General features: G+C 62.8%; 17 protein-coding genes. 5 read left to right on the top strand and 12 right to left on the bottom strand.

Annotation, left to right across the window (positions count from 1 at the left end; genetic code table 11):
* The 3 genes from APH36_RS13825 to APH36_RS13815 form a co-directional block, all read left to right on the top strand.
* On the top strand, positions 1–1494 hold a 1494-nt coding region (locus APH36_RS13825), incomplete at its 5' end, for a phenylacyl-CoA dehydrogenase (RefSeq protein ID WP_060499090.1).
* Positions 1495–1651: 157 nt separating this feature from the next.
* Complete coding sequence (locus APH36_RS13820) at positions 1652–2935, top strand: diguanylate cyclase (protein WP_060499089.1); 1284 nt, start codon at positions 1652–1654, stop codon at positions 2933–2935.
* Between the two features lie 124 nt (positions 2936–3059).
* Positions 3060–4838, top strand: coding sequence for an acyl-CoA dehydrogenase C-terminal domain-containing protein (locus tag APH36_RS13815; protein ID WP_060499088.1), 1779 nt, complete (start codon positions 3060–3062; stop codon positions 4836–4838).
* A gap of 280 nt (positions 4839–5118) precedes the next feature.
* Here the strand turns inward: APH36_RS13815 and APH36_RS13810 are convergent, their stop codons facing one another.
* A complete protein-coding gene (locus APH36_RS13810) occupies positions 5119–6042 on the bottom strand; it encodes a LysR family transcriptional regulator (RefSeq protein WP_060499087.1) in 924 nt (307 codons plus the stop codon).
* A gap of 210 nt (positions 6043–6252) precedes the next feature.
* Here APH36_RS13810 and APH36_RS13805 point away from each other — a divergent pair, with 210 nt between their 5' ends.
* Together APH36_RS13805 and APH36_RS30785 are read left to right on the top strand one after the other, a co-directional pair.
* A complete protein-coding gene (locus APH36_RS13805; protein WP_060499086.1) occupies positions 6253–7533 on the top strand; it encodes an aspartate aminotransferase family protein in 1281 nt (426 codons plus the stop codon).
* A gap of 152 nt (positions 7534–7685) precedes the next feature.
* The gene (locus tag APH36_RS30785; protein ID WP_009681539.1) at positions 7686–7844 is read left to right on the top strand and encodes a YqaE/Pmp3 family membrane protein; all 159 of its coding nucleotides are present in this window, start codon (positions 7686–7688) and stop codon (positions 7842–7844) included.
* A gap of 32 nt (positions 7845–7876) precedes the next feature.
* Here APH36_RS30785 and APH36_RS13800 read toward each other — a convergent pair whose 3' ends face one another.
* The 11 genes from APH36_RS13800 to APH36_RS13755 form a co-directional block, all read right to left on the bottom strand.
* Entirely contained in the window at positions 7877–9700 is a 1824-nt protein-coding gene (locus tag APH36_RS13800; RefSeq protein ID WP_060499085.1) for a S9 family peptidase, read from the bottom strand.
* On the bottom strand, positions 9666–10826 hold the full coding sequence (pqqE, locus tag APH36_RS13795; protein WP_060499084.1) for a pyrroloquinoline quinone biosynthesis protein PqqE: 1161 nt from the start codon (positions 10824–10826) through the stop codon (positions 9666–9668). Before pqqE ends, APH36_RS13800 begins: the two co-directional genes overlap by 35 nt.
* Positions 10798–11073, bottom strand: a complete 276-nt coding sequence (gene pqqD, locus APH36_RS13790) for a pyrroloquinoline quinone biosynthesis peptide chaperone PqqD (protein WP_060499083.1) — start codon at positions 11071–11073, stop codon at positions 10798–10800. The genes pqqE and pqqD overlap by 29 nt, the downstream gene beginning before the upstream one ends.
* Entirely contained in the window at positions 11070–11825 is a 756-nt protein-coding gene (gene pqqC / locus APH36_RS13785) for a pyrroloquinoline-quinone synthase PqqC (protein WP_003255592.1), read from the bottom strand. Before pqqC ends, pqqD begins: the two co-directional genes overlap by 4 nt.
* Before the next feature lie 9 nt (positions 11826–11834).
* Positions 11835–12746, bottom strand: a complete 912-nt coding sequence (pqqB, locus tag APH36_RS13780; RefSeq protein ID WP_060499082.1) for a pyrroloquinoline quinone biosynthesis protein PqqB — start codon at positions 12744–12746, stop codon at positions 11835–11837.
* 79 nt (positions 12747–12825) lie between these two features.
* Entirely contained in the window at positions 12826–12897 is a 72-nt protein-coding gene (gene pqqA, locus APH36_RS30780) for a pyrroloquinoline quinone precursor peptide PqqA (RefSeq protein ID WP_003243383.1), read from the bottom strand.
* A 171-nt stretch (positions 12898–13068) separates the two neighbouring features.
* Complete coding sequence (pqqF, locus tag APH36_RS13775; RefSeq protein ID WP_060499081.1) at positions 13069–15357, bottom strand: pyrroloquinoline quinone biosynthesis protein PqqF; 2289 nt, start codon at positions 15355–15357, stop codon at positions 13069–13071.
* Positions 15358–15439: 82 nt separating this feature from the next.
* Complete coding sequence (locus tag APH36_RS13770) at positions 15440–16234, bottom strand: carbon-nitrogen hydrolase family protein (protein WP_060499080.1); 795 nt, start codon at positions 16232–16234, stop codon at positions 15440–15442.
* 14 nt (positions 16235–16248) lie between these two features.
* Entirely contained in the window at positions 16249–17931 is a 1683-nt protein-coding gene (locus APH36_RS13765; protein WP_060499079.1) for an NAD(P)/FAD-dependent oxidoreductase, read from the bottom strand.
* A 162-nt stretch (positions 17932–18093) separates the two neighbouring features.
* Positions 18094–18408 (bottom strand): DNA-binding transcriptional regulator, encoded by a 315-nt coding sequence (locus APH36_RS13760; RefSeq protein ID WP_060499078.1) that lies wholly within the window; start codon positions 18406–18408, stop codon positions 18094–18096.
* Positions 18386–18748 carry a hypothetical protein gene (locus tag APH36_RS13755; RefSeq protein WP_060499092.1) on the bottom strand — a complete coding sequence of 121 codons (363 nt, stop codon included), beginning with the start codon at positions 18746–18748 and terminating at the stop codon, positions 18386–18388. The genes APH36_RS13760 and APH36_RS13755 overlap by 23 nt, the downstream gene beginning before the upstream one ends.
* Between the last annotated feature and the right edge of the window lie 35 nt (positions 18749–18783).

Raw genomic sequence — 18783 nt, 5'->3', positions numbered from 1 at the left:
TTGCCAGAGTCGCTGGGCCTGGCCCTGAGTGAAATGGTCGGGGGCTCGAACTGGTCGTGGGGCATGTACCCAGGCCTGTCCCATGGTGCGATGAACACCATCTCTGCGCACGGCACCCCCGAGCAGCAGCACACCTACCTGACCAAGCTGGTGTCCGGCGAGTGGACTGGCACCATGTGCCTGACCGAGCCACATTGCGGCACCGACCTGGGCATGCTGCGCACCAAGGCCGAGCCACAGGCTGACGGCAGCTACAAGGTGTCGGGTACAAAAATCTTCATTTCGGCCGGTGAACACGACATGGCCGACAACATCGTCCATATCGTCCTGGCCCGCCTGCCGGACGCACCGGCCGGTACCAAGGGTATTTCGCTGTTCATCGTGCCGAAGTTCCTGCCCAATGCCGAAGGCGGCGTGGGTGAGCGCAACGGCGTGAGCTGCGGCTCCATCGAACACAAGATGGGCATCCACGGTAACGCTACCTGCGTGATGAACTTCGATGCGGCCACCGGTTACCTGATCGGCCCGGCCAACAAAGGCCTGAACTGCATGTTCACCTTCATGAACACCGCTCGCCTGGGTACAGCGCTGCAAGGCCTGGCCCACGCCGAAGTGGCGTTCCAGGGTGGCCTGAAGTACGCCCGTGAGCGCCTGCAGATGCGCTCGCTGACTGGCCCGAAAGCACCGGACAAGGCTGCTGACCCGATCATCGTCCACCCGGACGTGCGCCGCATGCTGCTGACCATGAAGGCCTTCGCCGAAGGCAACCGCGCGATGGTGTACTTCACGGCCAAGCAGGTGGACATCGTCAAGTACAGCCAGGACGAAGAAGAGCGCAAGAAGGCCGATGCCCTGCTGGCGTTCCTGACCCCGATTGCCAAGGCGTTCATGACCGAAGTCGGCTTCGAGGCGGCCAACCATGGCGTGCAGATCTACGGCGGCCACGGCTTCATCGCCGAGTGGGGCATGGAGCAGAACGTTCGCGACAGCCGTATCTCCATGCTGTACGAAGGCACCACCGGCATTCAGGCGCTGGACCTGCTCGGCCGTAAAGTGCTGATGACCCAGGGCGAAGCACTGAAGGGCTTCACCAAGATCGTGCACAAGTTCTGCCAGGCGCAGGAAGGTAACGAAGCGGTCAAGGAGTTCGTCGAGCCGCTGGCGGCAATCAACAAGGAGTGGGGCGAGCTGACCATGAAAGTGGGCATGGCCGCCATGAAAGACCGCGAAGAGGTGGGTGCGGCCTCGGTCGATTACCTGATGTATTCCGGCTACGCCTGCCTGGCCTACTTCTGGGCCGACATCGCCCGCCTGGCGGCCGAAAAACTGGCAGCCGGCACCAGCGAAGAGGCGTTCTACACCGCCAAGCTGCAAACGGCGCGCTTCTACTTCCAGCGCATCCTGCCGCGCACCCGTACCCATGTAGCGACCATGCTGTCGGGTGCCAACAACCTGATGGCGATGGACGAAGAAAACTTCGGCCTGTCGTACTGATCCTACCGCTGTACACGGAACCCGCCTGCCCTCACCGGCAGGCGGGTTTTCCGCATCTGGGGCCAATTGACCCAACGGCAAATTCAACTGTTCATGTGCACTGCCGATGAAGTAAGGGCACAATGCCACTATTGATCTGCCGGGTTGGAGATTACCCTTGTTTCGTCTTAATGCTGTTCGCGCAAGCCACTTCCTGCCTTCGCTGTTCTTGTTGCTGGCAGGGCTCGCCGCAGCCTATGTGAGAGACCTCAGCGTCTTCTTCACATCGCTGTTCAATGTCTTGCCTACGTTGGTTCTGCTGCTGGGCGGCGCGTACTGTGCCGTGTACCGTCGGCAACGTGAGCTGTTCCTGATGCTTACGGTGTACATCGCCTACTTTCTGCTCGACACCCAGACCGACTTCTACCGTGACCATGGCCGCGTGCGCGAGGACGCGGCGGTGATCTTCCACCTGGTGTGCCTGTTGCTGCCCACGCTGTTCGGCTTGTATGGCGCCTGGCAGGAACGTACCCACCTGCTGCAGGACCTGGTTGCCCGCGGCGCTGTGCTGTTTGCCGTGGGCAGCGTGGCGGTTGCCCTCGAACAAAGCTACCCCGAAGCGCTGCTGAGCTGGTTGGCGGAAATCCGCTGGCCAGCCTTGCATGGCCAGTGGATGAGCCTGATCCAGATCGTTTACCCACTGTTCTTCGTTGTGTTCATCCTGCTGGTGGTGCAATACCTGCGTGCCCCCAGGCCGCTGCATGCTGCGCAGTTGACCGGCCTGCTGGGCATTTTCTGGATGCTGCCGCAAACCTTCATCCTGCCATTCACCCTTAACATCATGTGCAGCCAGGTGATGTTGATGATCGCCGCAGCGGTAGCGCATGAGGCCTACCAGATGGCCTTCCGCGACGAGCTGACCGGCCTGCCGGGGCGCCGCGCGCTGAACGAACGCATGCAGCGCCTGGGGCGCAATTATGTGATCGCCATGACCGACGTGGACCACTTCAAGAAATTCAACGATACCCATGGCCACGACGTGGGAGACCAGGTGTTGCGCCTGGTGGCCAGCCGTTTGTCCAAGGTGACCGGCGGCGGCCGGGCCTACCGATATGGCGGCGAGGAGTTCGCCCTGGTGTTCGCGGGCAAGACAGCCGAGGAGTGCGTGCCCCACGTGGAAGCGGTGCGTGAGGTGATCGCCAACTATGTGATGCACCTGCGCGATCAGCACAACCGCCCGCAGGACGATACGGCCGGGCGCCAGCGCCGGGCGGGCAGCAGTGGCGGCACGGTGTCGGTCACCATCAGTATCGGCGTGGCCGAGCGCCAGGCCGATCATCGCAACCCCGAGGCGGTGCTGAAATCCGCCGACCAGGCGCTGTACAGCGCCAAAGGCGCGGGGCGCAATTGTGTCATGGTCCATGGGCAACAATCGCAGCGCGGAGCCGTACGCACGGCGTGACCGGGCAATACTGCATGGTCAGTTGATGACCCTATGTCTCGTAAAAGTTGTTCGGTTACACTGCCAATAACCCCTGTGTCGCGGTTCCCCGAGACCGCCCCGACCCGACTAGCGAGAGGTTGTCATGGCTGACTATAAAGCGCCCCTGCGCGACATGCGCTTCGTACTGAATGAAGTCTTCAACGTGGCCGAGCAGTGGGCGCAGTTGCCCGGGCTGGCTGACGTTGTCGATGCCGACACCGCTCTGGCCGTGCTGGAGGAAGCCGGCAAGGTCACCGCCAAGTCCATCGCGCCGCTCAGCCGCGCCGCCGATGAAGAAGGTTGCCACTGGGACAACGGCGCAGTGCGCACCCCCGCCGGTTTCATCGAGGCCTACAACACCTACGCCGAAGGCGGTTGGGTCGGCGTGGGCGGCGACCCGCTGTTCGGCGGCATGGGCATGCCCAAGGCCATCTCGGCTCAGGTCGAGGAAATGGTCAACGCCTCCAGCCTGGCCTTTGGCTTGTACCCGATGCTGACCGCCGGTGCCTGCCTGTCGATCAATGCCCACGCCAGCGAAGCGCTGAAGCAAAAGTACCTGCCGAACATGTATGCAGGCGTATGGGCCGGTTCCATGTGCCTGACCGAGCCGCACGCCGGCACCGACCTGGGCATCATCCGTACCAAGGCCGAGCCCCAGGCCGATGGCAGCTACAAGGTCAGCGGCACCAAGATCTTCATCACCGGTGGCGAGCACGACCTGACCGAGAACATCATCCACCTGGTGCTGGCCAAGCTGCCGGACGCACCGGCGGGGCCGAAAGGTATTTCGCTGTTCCTGGTGCCGAAGTTTCTGGTCAACGAAGATGGCAGCCTCGGTGCACGCAACCCGGCCACTTGCGGTTCGATCGAACACAAGATGGGCATCCAGGCCTCGGCTACCTGCGTGATGAACTTCGACGAAGCAGTCGGCTATATCGTCGGTGAGCCGAACAAGGGCCTGGCGGCCATGTTCACCATGATGAACTACGAGCGCCTGGGTGTTGGCATCCAGGGCCTGGCCTCGGCCGAACGCTCCTACCAGAACGCCGTGGAATACGCCCGCGACCGCCTGCAGAGCCGTGCCCCGACTGGCCCACAGGCCAAGGACAAGGCCGCCGACCCGATCATCGTCCACCCGGACGTGCGCCGTATGCTGCTGACCATGAAAGCGCTGATCGAGGGCGGCCGCGCCTTCTCCACTTACGTGGCCATGCAGCTGGACAGCGCCAAGTACAGCGAAGACGCCGCCGTGCGCAAATGCAGCGAAGAGCTGGTGGCGCTGCTCACGCCAGTGGCCAAGGCATTCCTCACCGACCTGGGGCTGGAGTGCGCGGTGCATGGCCAGCAGGTGTTCGGCGGGCATGGCTACATTCGCGAATGGGGGCAGGAGCAGTTGGTGCGTGATGTGCGCATCACACAGATCTACGAAGGCACCAACGGCATCCAGGCCCTCGACCTGATGGGGCGCAAGGTGGTGGCCAGCGGTGGCGCGTACTACCGGTTGTTCTCCGACGAGATCCGCCAGTTCATTGCCAGCGCAACTGGCGAGCTGGACGAATTTGCCAAGCCGTTGGCGGCCAGCCTCGACCAGCTCGACGGGCTGACGGAGTGGGTGCTGGAACAGGCCAAGGGCAACCCGAATGAAATCGGCGCGGCTTCGGTCGAGTACCTGCATGCGTTTGGTTATGTGGCCTACGGCTATATGTGGGCACTGATGGCACGGGCGGCCCAGGCGGGTGAGGGCGACGAGGCGTTCTACTCGGGCAAGCTGGGTACGGCGCGGTTCTACTTTGCGCGGTTGCTGCCACGGGTGGATTCGCTGGTGGCTTCGGTGAAGGCGGGCAGTGAATCGCTGTACCTGCTGGATGCCGAGCAGTTCTGACGTATTTGGGGCCCGCTTGGCGGCCCCGATTTTCGGTATGTCTGGGGATGAATCCCCGTTGTAAGCTTTTTCCTACACGACGTGGTGACTTTTCACCACTGTTCTCAGATTGGATCCACGGTTAATCTTTACCACATGGACGTTGCGCAGGAAGCGCAAAGGACAGATCAAGGAAGACGACGAAGGACCACCTGCCAGGATGGCGGGGCGATACGGATGTCACAGGGAAACAGTCTGGAAAACCCCGCTTCGGCGGGGTTTTCTTTGTGCGCGTGTTTTTTCAGGCCAGCACATCCAGCGGTGATGCCCCCAACAGGCGGGCGTCCGTCTCTTCTTCCAGCAGCGTGCGCAGTAGCTCCACAGAGGCCTGCTGGCGTTGGGCATCGCGGAACACCAGGCCAACCTTCAGCGGCACCCGTGGCTCGCTCAAGGGCTTCCACAACAGCCCCTGATCATCTTCGGCGGCCTCCTTGGCCCGCCCCGGCAGGATGGTCGCCAGTGCCGTGTGCGCCAGGCTGTCGAGAATCCCCGCCATGTTGTTCATCTCTGCCTGAACCTGCGGCCGGCGGCCTTGGCTGGCCAGTTGCGCCTGCCAGATCTGACGGATCTGGAATTCTTCGCCCAGCATCAGCATGGGCAATTCGGCAGCCTGGCGGATAGACACCTTCTTGAAGTCCTTCAGCGCGTGAGTATCGGGGATGACCAGTTGCAGCTCGTCTTCATACAGCAGCAGGCCATGTAACCCGGGCTGGCGCGGCGGCAGGTAGCTGATGCCGATGTCTAGGCTGCCGTTGAGCAGGCGCCGTTCGATCTCCAGCCCCGACAACTCGTAGATCTGCACGACAAGGTGCGGCTGAGCCTTGCGCAGCCGTTCGAGCAGCTGTGGCACGAGGCTCGGTCGCACGGTCTGCAGCACGCCGATGGCCAGGGTGCGCAGCGACTGGCCCTTGAAGTTGCGCATGGCCTCGTGGGCGCGTTGCAGGCCGTCAAGCAAGGGCAAGGCATGGTTGTACAGGGTATGGGCAGCCAAGGTAGGCAACAGGCGCTTGTTGCTGCGCTCGAACAGGCTCAAATCAAGGCTGTGCTCCAGCTGCCGGATCTGCTGGGAGAGTGCCGGCTGGGACAGCGACAGGCGTTCTGCAGCGCGGCCCACGTGGCCTTCTTCATACACCGCGACGAAATAACGCAGTTGGCGGAAATCCATAAGTAACACTTATCGAAAATGCTGGAAAAACGAAATGGTCGAAAACCCTTGCGAAGCCTAGTCTATCGCCGTATTCCAACGGGTTACAGCGATGAATCGGTCGATTGTTACTCCGGATGAAAAACACTTTTGATAGGCAAGGCAAAATATCGAGTGCCGGCACCAAGACCGCACCGTTGCCGCCCCTTACCGTGATTGGTTGGAGCCCTGATGAACCTGTTCAACCTGCGCCGCTCGGCCCCTGTCGCTGCCGCCGAGCCCAAGCGTGCGCCGGTGATCGTGCCGCAAGCCGCTGAGCTGTCGCGTGATCGCCTGATGCCCAGCACCGAGCGCGCAGCGCAGGTGTTCGTGCGCGGCCAAGGCTCCTGGTTGTGGGACAGTGAAGGGCATGCCTACCTGGACTTCACTCAAGGCGGCGCGGTCAACAGCCTGGGCCACAGCCCGAGCGTGCTGGTGAAAGCGCTGGGCAACCAGGCCCAGGCGTTGATCAACCCGGGTTCGGGCTTCCATAGCCGTGGCTTGCTGGGGTTGGTGAACCGCTTGTGTCAGAGCACTGGCAGCGACCAGGCCTACCTGCTCAACAGTGGTGCCGAGGCCTGCGAAGGCGCGATCAAACTGGCGCGCAAGTGGGGCCAACTGCACCGCAACGGGGCCTATCACATCATCACGGCCAGTCAGGCCTGTCACGGCCGCAGCCTGGGTGCACTGTCGGCGTCCGACCCGCTGCCATGCAACCGCTGCGAGCCTGGGCTGCCGGGGTTCAGCAAGGTGCCGTTCAACGACCTGGCAGCACTGCACGCCGAGGTGGATTCACGCACCGTGGCGATCATGCTCGAGCCGATCCAGGGCGAGGCGGGCGTGATTCCGGCCACCCAGGAATACCTCAAGGGTGTGGAAACGCTCTGCCGCGAACTGGGCATCCTGCTGATCCTCGATGAAGTGCAGACCGGTATTGGCCGCTGTGGTGCGCTGCTGGCCGAGGAAACCTACGGCGTGCGTGCCGACATCATCACCCTGGGCAAGGGCCTGGGCGGTGGGGTGCCACTGGCCGCCTTGCTGGCTCGGGGTACGGCGTGCTGCGCCGAGCCTGGCGAACTGGAAGGCAGCCACCACGGCAATGCGCTGATGTGCGCTGCCGGCCTGGCGGTGCTGGACACCGTGCTGGAGCCTGGCTTTTTCACGCATGTGCAGGACAACGGACGTCACCTGCGTGAAGGCCTGAGCCGGCTGGCCGGGCGCTATGGCCAGGGCGAAGTGCGTGGGCAAGGCCTGCTGTGGGCGCTGCAACTCAAAGAAAACCTGGCCCGTGAACTGGTGGCTGCGGCGCTGCACGAAGGCCTGCTGCTCAATGCGCCGCAAGCGGATGTGGTGCGCTTTTCACCTGCGCTGACCGTGAGCAAGGGCAACATCGACGAAATGCTGCTGCGCCTGGCACGTGCTTTTGCCCGTCTTCATGCCCAGCAGCAGGCCCGCCGCGAAGTGCCGGCCTGACTGTGTAGCAACACTGAGCATTCAACGAACCGTCTGGCGTTCCTGCGCATCGCCCCTGGCCTGTTTCATTCGGCCCGGGGCGTTTTTTTTGCCTGTGGAACCTCTGCGGTGGGCGGCTAGTCTGTGAGATAACCCCTTCAGGAGAGACTCGCATGGACTTTATTCGCATCATCATCGCCATCATCCTGCCGCCGCTGGGCGTGTTCTTGCAGGTGGGGTTTGGCGGGGCGTTCTGGCTGAATATTCTGCTGACCTTGCTGGGCTACATTCCGGGGATCGTGCATGCGGTGTACATCATCGCCAAACGTTGAGGCCTTTGGGGCCGCAAAGCGGCCCCAAAATCTCAGCCCTCCAACACCCTGCAATAGAATTTCCACTCTTCTTCCAATGCATGGGCCAGGTTCTCTGCCTTGCGGAACCCATGCCGCTCACCCGCATAGAAGTGCCCTTCAGCCTCGATCCCGTTAGCCTGCAACGCCGCCAGCATCGACCGCGTCTGCTCCGGCACCACCACCGCGTCCAGCTCACCCTGGAAGAAAATAACCGGCACCTTGATCTGCCCCGCATGCAGCAGCGGTGTGCGCTGGCGATAGCGCTCGGCATCCTGTTGCGGATCGCCGATCAGCCAGTCCAGATAATCGCCCTCAAACTTGTGCGTGGCCCGGCCCAGGGCAACCGGGTCGCTGACCCCGTACAGGCTGGCACCGGCGCGGAACACGTCGTGGAAGGCCAAGGCACAGAGGGTGGTGTAGCCACCGGCGCTGCCGCCACGGATGAACGCCTTGCGTTTGTCGACCAGGCCCTGAGCCGCCAGGTACTCGACCGCCGCGCAGGCATCGGCCACATCGCTTTCGCCCCAGCGCAGGTGCAACGCCTTGCGGTATTCCCGGCCATAGCCGGTGCTGCCCCGGTAATTCAGGTCGGCCACGGCAAAGCCGCGCTGGGTCCAGTACTGGATGCGAGGCTCGAGCACCGGATAACAGGCCGAGGTCGGCCCGCCGTGGATGAACACCACCAGCGGTGTGGCGCCTTGCGAGTGCGCTGCCGGGTAGAAGAATCCGTGGGCCCGCTCGCCGTCACGGCCATAGTGAATCGACTGCGGCAGGCTGATTTGCCCTGCCGGCAGTATCTCGGCCCCCCCGGCCAGCACACGTACTTCGTGGTTACTGCGGTCGACGGCAATCACTGCAGGCGGGCTGATGGGCGAGGCGGCAATGGCATAAAGGTGATCGCTGTCCATGGCCAGGCTGCGAAAGCGCGTGTAGCCACTGGCGAAACGCTCCATGCGCCCATCGGTGTTACGCAGCCCCAGTTGCCCGAAGCCGTCTTTGAACCAACTCGCCAGATAGCTTTGCGGCCCCAGTGCCAACCAGGTACAGGTACCCAATTGCCAGGGCGCAGCAGCATGGTCGGCAGCCTCGGCAGGCAACGCCTGCCAGTGGCCATCGACTTCCCCCCAGGGCTGCCAGAAGCCATTGCGGTCGGACAGGCAGTAGAGCCGGCCTTCGGCATCGAAACGCGGTTGTTGCAGCGACTCATCATTGCTGGCGATGCATTGCACGGGGCCCCACTGGCTACTGCTGTCGCGTGCGCGGCACATCAATCGGGTGATAGTCCAGGGCTGTGCCGGTCGGTTCCATTCGATCCACGCCAGGCGCATGCCATCTGCACTCACCGTGGGTGAGGCGTAGAAATCGGCGCCCTCGGCGAGCACCACCCGGCTGCTCTCACTCAACGCGACAAGCCGATGCTCCACCTGCTCGGCATGGCGTTCCTCGACGGCCAGCAACTGGCCATCGTGCCACTGCACATCGCCGTAGCGGCAGCTGGCATCCTCGGTCAGCGCACGCGGTTGCGAATCGTCCAGCGGCTGGGTGTAGACCTGCTGGTCCTTCTCGTTGACGAACACCAGCCCGTCGCCACCCAGGCAGAAGCTACCACCGCCGTACTCGTAGACCCGGCTGCGCACGCTGAAGCCATCCGGTGTCAGGCAGCGGGCCTGGTGGTACAGCCAGTGCCAGATACGGCAAGCACCATCGGCCGGGCGAAACTCGATCCAGAACAGCCCGTCGGCACTGGCTTTGAGTTCGGCGAAGTCGGTGCCGGCGGCAACGGCCTGGGCCGCGCTGAATTCAGCCACGGGCGATGACACGGGAGTTTCGTTCATTGCGGAAGGTCATCTGTTCAATGGCGAGCTGGGCGCTTTCCGCCTCCTCGCGGGCCTTGAGGATGATGCGGTGGTCGGCCGACTTGGCGCACACCGGGTCGGCGTTGCTGGCATCGCCGGTCAGCATGAAGGCCTGGCAGCGACAGCCGCCGAAGTCCTTTTCTTTTTCGTCACAGGAGCGGCACGGTTCGCGCATCCACTCGTAACCACGGAAGCGGTTGAAGCCAAACGACTCATACCAGATATGGTGCAGGTCGTGGTCGCGTACATTGGGGAACTGCACCGGCAGCTGGCGGGCGCCGTGGCAGGGCAGCGCGGTGCCGTCCGGGGTAATGGTGAGGAACAGGTTGCCCCAGCCATTCATGCAGGCCTTCGGGCGCTCTTCGTAGTAGTCCGGGGTGACGAAGATCAGCTTGCAGGGGTTGCCCTCGGCCTTGAGTTTGTCCCGGTATTGGTTGGTGATGCGCTCGGCCCGCTCAAGTTGCGCACGGGTCGGCAGCAGGCCCAGGCGGTTGAGGTGCGCCCAACCGTAGAACTGGCAGGTGGCAAGCTCGACGAAGTCGGCCTCAAGGGCGATGCACAGCTCGATGATGCGGTCGATCTTGTCGATGTTGTGCCGATGGGTGACGAAGTTGAGCACCATCGGGTAGCCGTGGGCCTTCACGGCGCGGGCCATCTCCAGCTTTTGCGCAAAGGCCTTCTTCGAACCGGCCAGCAGGTTGTTCACCTGCTCGTCGCTGGCCTGGAAGCTGATCTGGATATGGTCCAGGCCGGCCTTTTTGAAGTCCGCGATACGCGCTTCGGTCAGGCCGATGCCCGAGGTGATCAGGTTGGTGTAGTAACCCAGCCGGCGGGCTTCGCCGATCAGTTCGGCCAGGTCCTGGCGCACCAGCGGTTCACCGCCGGAAAAGCCGATTTGCGCCGCGCCCATCTCCCGAGCCTCGGCCATGACCTTGAACCACTGCTCGGTGCTCAGCTCCTGGCCCTGGGCGGCAAAGTCCAGCGGGTTGGAGCAGTACGGGCATTGCAGCGGGCAGCGGTAGGTGAGCTCGGCCAGCAACCACAGCGGCAGGCCGACCTCCGGCGTGGGCGGCAACTCAGGCGAGGACGATCCAGTGTTCGGCACGGGCCACCTCCATGAACTGCTCGATGTCTTCGGCCACTTCCGGGACATCGGGGAATTGCTGTTCGAGTTCGCTGATGATGGCGGCCACGTCACGCTGGCCGTCGATCAAGCCGCCAATCAGGCTGGCGCTGTCGTTGAGCTTGATCATGCCTTCGGGGTACAGCAGCACATGGCCTTTCTGCGCCGGTTCGTACTGGAAGCGGTAGCCGGGGCGCCAGTTCGGCACCTGATTGCGGTCGAAACTCATAGGGTGATTCCCTTGTGCCACACCCGTTCCTGGGTGACGGAATGATAGGGCGGGCGGTTCAGCTCGTAGGCCATGCTCATGGCGTCGAGCATGCTCCAGAGGATATCCAGCTTGAACTGCAGGATCTCCAGCATACGCTCCTGGCCCGCGCGGGTGGTGTAGTGCTGCAGGGTAATCGCCAGGCCGTGCTCTACGTCACGACGAGCCTGGCCCAGGCGGGTGCGGAAGTATTCGTAGCCGGCCGGGTCGATCCACGGGTAGTGCTGTGGCCAGCTGTCCAGGCGCGACTGGTGGATTTGCGGGGCGAACAACTCGGTCAGCGAACTGCTGGCTGCTTCCTGCCAACTGGCGCGGCGGGCGAAGTTGACGTAGGCATCGACGGCAAAGCGTACGCCGGGCAGTACCAGCTCTTGCGAACGCAGCTGGTCCGGGTCCAGGCCGACAGCCTGGCCCAGGCGCAACCAGGCTTCGATGCCGCCGTCCTCGCCAGGCGCGCCGTCGTGGTCGAGCAGGCGCTGGATCCACTCGCGGCGTACTTCGCGGTCAGGGCAGTTGGCCAGGATCGCGGCATCCTTCATCGGGATGTTGACCTGATAGTAGAAGCGGTTGGCCACCCAGCCCTGTATCTGCTCACGGGTGGCGCGGCCTTGGTACATCGCCACGTGGTACGGGTGATGAATGTGGTAATAGGCGCCCTTGGCGCGCAGGGCCTGCTCGAATTCGGCAGGGGACATTGGCAATGCGTCGCTCATCAGGCCTCCTTACAACTCAATGCTCATTCCGTCGAAGGCAACTTCCACACCGCGGCGCTGGACTTCGGCGCGCTCCGGGGAGTCTTCATCGAGAATCGGGTTTGTGTTGTTGATGTGGATAAGCACTTTGCGCTGACGCGGGAAAGCGTCCAGCACTTCGAGCATGCCGCCCGGGCCGTTCTGCGCCAGATGGCCCATTTCGCGGCCCGTGCGAGTGCCCACGCCACGGCGTTGCATTTCATCGTCTTCCCACAGCGTGCCGTCGACCAGCAGGCAGTCGGCGCCGTGCATCATCGCCAGCAGCTTGTCGTCCACCTGGCCCAGGCCTGGAGCGTAGAACAGCTTGCCGCCGGTGCGGGTGTCTTCGACCAGCAGGCCCAGGTTGTCGCCCGGGTGCGGGTCGAAGCGGTGCGGCGAATAAGGCGGTGCGGCGCTGCGCAGAGGGAATGGGGTGAACTTGAGGTTTGGGCAGGCCTCGATAACGAAGCTGCCTTCCAGCTCGATGCGGTTCCACTGCAGGCCACCGTTCCAGTGGCTGAGCATGTTGAACAACGGGAAGCCGGTGGTGAGGTCCTGGTGGACCATGTCGGTGCACCACACCTGGTGCGGGCAGCCTTCACGCAGGCTGAGCAGGCCGGTGGTGTGGTCGATCTGGCTGTCCAGCAGCACGATGGCGTTGATGCCGGTGTCGCGCAGGGCCCGGGCTGGCTGCATCGGCGCGAAGGCCTGGAGCTGGGCGCGGATGTCGGGCGAGGCATTGCACAGCACCCAGTGTACGCCGTCGTCGGACAGGGCGATGGACGACTGAGTGCGCGCAGTGGCCCGCAGGGTGCCGTCACGAAAGCCCTTGCAGTTGACGCAGTTGCAGTTCCACTGCGGGAACCCGCCACCGGCGGCGGAGCCGAGAACCTGGATGTACATGGCCACTCTCTATGCAAAAAACCGGATCGGAAAAACGAAAACGCCCCGGCAGGCCGAGGCGTGGAACCCTAAGCCGGGCTTAGCGGTTAGCGAAGTACATGGTGACTTCGAAGCCGATACGCAGATCAGTGTATGCAGGTTTGGTCCACATGGGATTACTCCTTCCGGATGGGTTTGGGGTTGCTCAGTTACTACTTGGGTACCACCACGCACTGGAGGTTCCCGGAACTGGGATTGCGCTATCTTACAAGAAAAATTTGTACTGGAAGGTTAATTATTCGAAAAGTGCCGTTGCATTTTGCGTAACAATCACGGGCCTGGATCACTTCCACGTAGGGGTTGGCGCGGCAGCGTTGGCCAAACACAACCAGGAGGCGTCTGCATCGAGCAGGTTACCCAGCAGGTGGTCCAGATCCGTCTGCCGCGTGTTCAGAATAGCCCTGCGCAACGTATCCAGCCTGCCGGGTTGTGTAGCCAGGTGTGTCTGCCACGCCCATTCGGCGACATCGGCGTTGGCCATGGCCGGTTCATCGAATTGACTGGCCAGGGCCTGCTGGGTGTCTGGGTCAAGGGTGACACCCTTGCTGAGTAGCGTGAGCAGGTGGTCGAGGATCTGTGCCTGGTGGGTGTGCGGCGATTGCACCCCGAACAACAGGCCGCCGACTCCCTCTATCTGACGAAAGGTACTGAATACCGCATAGCCGAGTTGCAGCTCCACCCGCAGCCGCTGGTAAACCGGCCCTTGCAGCAGTTGCGCGAGCAAGCGGCCGCTGGCTTCGCGGGTTGCAGGCAGCGGGCAGAACAGCAGTAAGGCATGTTCACTGCCCGGTACTTCGGCATGCTGCCAACGGCGGTTGGCCCAGGTGCGCAGTGGGCTTGGTAGCGAGCCGTGCCCTGGGCAGTGCTGCAGCGCAGTGCCCAGGGCGTTCCGGGCTGAATCGTCGAAGCCTGCGGCCAGGCCGTGCCAGCGTGTGTGCTGCCACAGCTTGTCGAGTTGCTGCTGCTCCAGCGTGCAGGCAGGCACAGCAGGGGGCGGGGTGCCGAGCACCGCGTCAGGCAGTTGCTTGAGCAAGGCCCTGATGGGGATCAGGGCCGCTGGTGGCGTTGTGCAAGGCAACCAGCATCTGGCCGGGGGGCTGACGATCAAAACCAAGGCCTGCGTTACTGCCCGCAGCACCGCTGCCGGTAGCCCGGCGCAGCGCAACTGCCAGTACTCCCCGGCAGCCGTGAATTGCAGTTGTACCGAGGCGCGTTCACAGCGCTCCTGCAGTGGCGCCAGGGCCTGTTCGAGCACACCCTGCAAACGTTGGCGCAGCGTTGAGGGTACGTGCCAGCGCAGGTAGAGCGCTGCGTATTGGCGGGCGCCAGGAAGCAGCTCACTGACCCGCAGTGCTGCCGGTACAGGCTTTGTACTCGCACTGGGTAGACCAGCCATCAGCAAGGGGTCGACCAAGGGCATGTGCCATTCGCCATACACGTTGCATGGCAGGCCTTGCAGCACGGCTTGAAGGGCCTGCAAACCGTGCGTATCCAACTTGGCGAACGGCTGCCCCGTGCTGTCACGGCGGGCCAGTTCAAGTGCACTGGCGCTGCGTTCGCGACTGTGTTGCAGCAGGCCGAATTCGCGGTTCAACAGCTCGAGGTCGGCCTGGCGGATGAAGCTGAACCAGCCTCGCAACAGGGCGCTGGCTTCGTCTGCGCAGGCGTCGGCGCTGAGCTTAAGGTCGAGGTGCCACAGCAGCTGGCCGGCAAAGGCATACAGTGTTTCGGCCTTGAAACGTTGCAGCCATCCACGCGCGCGAAGTGCGCCCAGCCAGGTACCCGGGCGGCTGTCGCCGAGGCAGGCGATCAGCAGCTCCAGCGCTTGCTCGGCACCTGCCGGGAGGTTTTCGTGAGTGAAGGCCAGTGGTGTAGCCGTCGCCGACAATGGCGGCGGTTCGACTTGCGGCACATGCTTGCCTGTGGCGAACAGCGTCGCATGCTGCCGGCCAAGTTGCTCCAGCTCATCCAGCGGCTGCGGCCCGCACAGGCTCAAGACGATCTGCCCGCCCTGGTAGAAGCGTTGGTGGAAGCCCGTAAGTGCTTGCTGAAAGGCAGGGGCCTGCAGGGCCAGGGTATACCGGTTGCCGGCATGAAATGCGCCCAACGGATGGCCTTGCGACACTGATTGCAACAAGGTGAATTGCTGCTGGGCCTGCGGGTTGCGTGACCAGGCAATGAACTCGGCGTGGATCACTTCACGCTCGCGGCGTTGGCGCTCGATGCCCAGATCCGGTTCGGCGAGCATCTGGCACAGGCGCTCGAGGCCCCCGGCCAAGGCATTGGGCGGCACTTCGAAGAAAAAGTCGGTGGTGCGTTCCCGGGTGCTGGCGTTGACCTGGCCGCCCAGGGTCTGCACGTAACGCATCAGGCCGTCGTCCAGCGCAAAGCGTGGGGTGCCTAGGAAGAACAGGTGTTCGAGGAAGTGGGCCAGGCCCGGCCATTTGCCCGGTGCGTCATGGCTACCCGCATGTACCCGTAGGGCGGCGGCCGAACGCTTTAGGCGCGGGGCGTGGCGCAGGGTCAGTTGCAGGCCGTTGGCGAGGGTGAGGTGGCGGATGGCGTCAGGCATGGGGGCTCCGGTTGCTGCTGTCCATGCTAACCCATTTGTTTGCAGGCACGGCCTCTTCGCGGGTTTACCCGCGAAGAGTTCGTCAGCCCTTACGCAGATGCAGCTCCTGTCGCAGGTCAGTCAGATAAGGAAATGCCTGCCGCCCATGCACCACTTGCTCATGCTCCAGCTCCGCCAGCAACAGGCATTCATCCCGCCCGCCCATGGCCAGCAAACTACCATCCGGGCCGATGATGCTGCTCTGCCCGCAATACTGGATCTCGCCTTCCGCGCCGCAGTAATTGGCATACACCAGGTAGCACTGGTTCTCCTGCGCCCGTACCCTTACGGTCACCTGGCAGATGAAGTCATACGGCGCCATGTTCGCCGTCGGCACCAGGATCAGCTCGGCACCCGCCAGCGCCAGGCGTCGGGCGTTTTCCGGGAACTCGATGTCGTAGCAGATCAGCAGGCCGACTTTCCAGCCTTCAAGCTCGACCACCGGAAAGTGGTCCGGGCCTGCGCTGAACATCGAACGGTCCAGTTCGCCAAACAGGTGGGTCTTGCGGTAGTTGCACAGGCTGCGGCCATGGGCATCGATCAACTGCACGCTGTTGTAGATCGCGCCATCATCTGCCCGCTCCGGGTAGCCATAGACAATGGCAATGCGGTGGGTCTGGGCGATTTCCACTACCTCCATGGCCGCCGGGCCATCGTCAGCTTCGGCCAGGCGCTCGACCTGGGGTAGGCCGATGTTGTAGCCGGTCAGGAACATCTCCGGGCACACCAGCAGCTGTGCGCCGCGCTCGGCTGCCAACTGTGCCTGATGGCGCAGCCGTTGCAAGTTGCCGGGCACGTCCAGTGGCTTGGGTGTGCCCTGGAACAAAGCGATGCGCATGACGCCTCCTTGATTCAGTCTGCCAGGGCAATAGGGCCGATTTCATCGAACACATCGCCCGGGCCTGGGTTGTCCGGGTGGGTGTGGCCACCGAAGTGGTTCATGATACCCCACACCGCATTCAGTGATGTTTGCACCGCGCCCTCCACCCAGGCGGGTGTCCACGATACATCGTCACCGGCGATGAACATGCCGCGCTGCTCGGCGGGCATGTTCTGCTGCATGAAGTGTGCGTACATGCGCTGGTTGTAGCGGTAGTGACCCGGCAGTGCGCCCTTGAAGGCGCCCAGGAAGTGCGGATCCGCCTCCCACGAAATGGTGATTGGATCGCCGATGATGTGCCCGGCGATATCGGTTTTCGGATAGATCTTCTTCAGCGCATCCAGGGCCAGTTGCACGCGCTTTTCCACCGGATGCGGCAGCATTTTCAGCGCATCGCTCATCCACGCATAGGACAGGCAGATCACCCCCGGCTTGTCGTCGCCGTTGTCGAACAAGTAGGTGCCGCGGGTGAGGCGGTCGGTGAGGGTCATGCTCATCAGGTCGCGGCCGGTTTCCGGGTCCTTGTCCTTCCAGAATGGTCGGTCGACCATGACGAACGTCTTCGACGACTGCATGTAGCGGGTGCGGTCCAGGGCCATCCACATCTTTTGCGAGAACAGCGATTCCTCGCAGTCGATCTGGGTGGTCAGCAGCCAGGTCTGGCAGGTGGCGAGCACGGCGCCGTAGTGGCGGGTGTCGCCCCAGTTGTCGGTGACCGCCAGGCGGCCATCGGCGGCACGGGCAATGCGTTTCACCCCCGTTCGTGGCGCGCCGCCATGCAGGCCGCTCAGGCTGGTGCCCTCCGGCCAGTGGGCGCAGCGCTCCGGCACATGGCGCCAGATCCCTTGTGGCACCTGCTCCACACCACCGACGACCAGGTGTTGGTGGTCGTCGCAGTTGGTCATCACCACGCGGAAGATTTCCAGCATCGAGTTGGGGAAGTCCGAGTCCCAGCCACCGGTGCCGAAGCCGACCTGGCCGAACACTTCGCGGTGCTGGAAGCTCAGTTTGGCGAACGAGCGTGAGGTGGCGACGAAATCGTAGAACGTGCGGTCGTCCCACAGTGGTACCAGCTTGTTCCACAGCGCTTTGAGGCGCGGTACATCCCGATCGCGGATGGCTTGCTGGATGTCGGCGAACTGGGCACCACTTTCCAGCGCGTCGGCCCAGGCGTCGGCCACTTCGTGGAACAGCTTGGGCAAGTCGGTGGTTTTTTCGGCGTAGTAGGTCTGGCCTTCCAGGTCGATCACGGTGCTGCCCGAGGCCGGCGTCAGCGGGTTAGGGAAGGGCTTGGTTTCCAGGCCCAATTTGTCCACATAGTGGTAGAAGGCAGTGGACGATACCGGAAAGCGCATGCCACCCAGCTCTGCGATGATCCCGTCGGTGCCATTGAAGGCTTGCGAGCGCAGCCGGCCGCCCAGTTTGGAGGCCTCATACACCACCGGTTTGAGGCCTAGCTTCATCAGCTCGTAGGCCGCCACCAGGCCGGCAATACCGGCACCCACGATGGCCACTTCTTCACCGTGGCGCTCAGCCGGAATACTGCCCAGGCCTGCGGGGTGTTCCAGCCAGTCGTCGAAAGCGAAGGGGAAATCCGGGCCGAAGATGGTGATGGGCTTTTTGCCGTCGGCGGGGTGGCGGTTTTTCTTGTTCATGAAGTGACCTTGCCAGAGGGGCTGCGCGGGTGGCGGAGCCTGAGTATAGGAGATGGCTGGAGGTCATTTTAGGGAGTGGAGTGTTCGTTAATAAGGCACAGAGTGGTGTCTGAATGTAGCTTTTGTCGTCATATTTACCATTTAAAAGATATTTATGACGATTCAGGTCAGGGATGCCAAGTGATTCACCGTCTCGGGAAACTTCTGTACAAGACGAATCAATGCGACGGCCTGTGCATTGGGCCTGGAACGGCCTTGCTCCCAATTCTCCAGCGTTCTGGCATTGGTCCGTAAATAATTTGCGAACAGCGCCCTGGACATGTTGAGGCGCTGGCGGAGCTCTAACAGTTCGTTAGGTGCCAAGGGGGCAAGCTCGGTGAAGCTGACTTTGTGCGAGCGCAGGGTTTTCTTGCCTTGGCGATCTTCAGCTAGTGCATCGAAGCCTTCAGTGAGCTCAGTGAACAGGTTGCGGTGCATGGTTTGTCCTCGACAGGTATTCGCGCTCGAGCAGGGTTCGCAGTATTTTTCGCTCGGTGTCGCTCAAGTCATCTTGCATGTCTTTCCCGTACACGGTGAAAAGCCAGAACTGACTGCCAGGAAGCCAGAAGTAGTAGATGACGCGGATGCCACTTCGCTTCCCCTTGTGACGTTGAGCATCAGAGAACCTCAGCTTTCTGAGGCCACCTGTGCCTTTGATCACATCTCCGGCAAGCGGACCGTTCATCAAGAAGCGCTGCAAGGAACGAAAACCCTCGTCACTCAGATAGCTGGCACGATGCCGCTCGAAAGGGGGGAGCTCGACAAAAACTGCTTCCATGGTGTGTACGTTATCTGCGTATAGTTTCGTGTTGG

The organism is Pseudomonas sp. NBRC 111133 (genome assembly GCF_001320605.1).
In the GTDB taxonomy this organism is placed as follows: Bacteria; Pseudomonadota; Gammaproteobacteria; order Pseudomonadales; family Pseudomonadaceae; genus Aquipseudomonas; species Aquipseudomonas monteilii.
This window is presented reverse-complemented; position numbering and strand designations above follow the sequence as displayed.

Coding starts and splice junctions, on each gene's coding strand:
- APH36_RS13815 (WP_060499088.1), top strand. CDS start 3,060: ATGGCTGACTATAAAGCGCCCCTGCGCGACATGCGCTTCGTACTGAAT.
- APH36_RS13810 (WP_060499087.1), bottom strand. CDS start 6,042: ATGGATTTCCGCCAACTGCGTTATTTCGTCGCGGTGTATGAAGAAGGC.
- APH36_RS13805 (WP_060499086.1), top strand. CDS start 6,253: ATGAACCTGTTCAACCTGCGCCGCTCGGCCCCTGTCGCTGCCGCCGAG.
- APH36_RS30785 (WP_009681539.1), top strand. CDS start 7,686: ATGGACTTTATTCGCATCATCATCGCCATCATCCTGCCGCCGCTGGGC.
- APH36_RS13800 (WP_060499085.1), bottom strand. CDS start 9,700: ATGAACGAAACTCCCGTGTCATCGCCCGTGGCTGAATTCAGCGCGGCC.
- pqqD (WP_060499083.1), bottom strand. CDS start 11,073: ATGAGTTTCGACCGCAATCAGGTGCCGAACTGGCGCCCCGGCTACCGC.
- pqqC (WP_003255592.1), bottom strand. CDS start 11,825: ATGAGCGACGCATTGCCAATGTCCCCTGCCGAATTCGAGCAGGCCCTG.
- pqqB (WP_060499082.1), bottom strand. CDS start 12,746: ATGTACATCCAGGTTCTCGGCTCCGCCGCCGGTGGCGGGTTCCCGCAG.
- pqqF (WP_060499081.1), bottom strand. CDS start 15,357: ATGCCTGACGCCATCCGCCACCTCACCCTCGCCAACGGCCTGCAACTG.
- APH36_RS13770 (WP_060499080.1), bottom strand. CDS start 16,234: ATGCGCATCGCTTTGTTCCAGGGCACACCCAAGCCACTGGACGTGCCC.
- APH36_RS13765 (WP_060499079.1), bottom strand. CDS start 17,931: ATGAACAAGAAAAACCGCCACCCCGCCGACGGCAAAAAGCCCATCACC.
- APH36_RS13760 (WP_060499078.1), bottom strand. CDS start 18,408: ATGCACCGCAACCTGTTCACTGAGCTCACTGAAGGCTTCGATGCACTA.
- APH36_RS13755 (WP_060499092.1), bottom strand. CDS start 18,748: ATGGAAGCAGTTTTTGTCGAGCTCCCCCCTTTCGAGCGGCATCGTGCC.